The sequence below is a fragment of the Saccharothrix sp. ST-888 genome (assembly GCF_000955975.1).
Taxonomy (GTDB): domain Bacteria; phylum Actinomycetota; class Actinomycetes; order Streptomycetales; family Streptomycetaceae; genus Kitasatospora.
This window is the reverse complement of sequence record NZ_JYJF01000840.1, coordinates 1-318: the sequence shown is the minus strand read 5'-3', so window position 1 is coordinate 318 and position 318 is coordinate 1. Positions and strand designations below refer to the sequence as shown.

General features: G+C 71.7%; 1 pseudogene. It reads right to left on the bottom strand.

What is annotated here, in order from left to right:
• Positions 1 to 190: pseudogene (locus UK12_RS34775) on the bottom strand (hypothetical protein); the annotation flags it as partial.
• Positions 191 to 318: the final 128 nt, after the last annotated feature.

The window sequence follows — 318 nt, the reverse complement described above, 5'->3', positions numbered from 1 at the left end:
GGATGCAGAGGTCGATCCCGCCGCGCCCCAGCCCCTTCAGTACCGCGGGGACCGTCGCGCACTCCAGGTAGCGCAGCTCCGGGAGGTCGGCGCCGGGCCGCCGGCCGAGTGCCAGGGTCACCTGCCCCCGGGTGCTGCGGTCCTCGCCGTAGACCCGACTGGTCAGCGTTCCGTCGGTCGTGTCCGCCATGCGCCCTGCTCCCGGGTGCTCGTCCTCTTTAACGTCTGCTCCGACGAGTCAAGTGTGATCCGGACCACGTCTACTTCCGGATCCTACGCCCGCCCACCCCCCGCCGTGAGGCTCTGGCGCGACCTCGC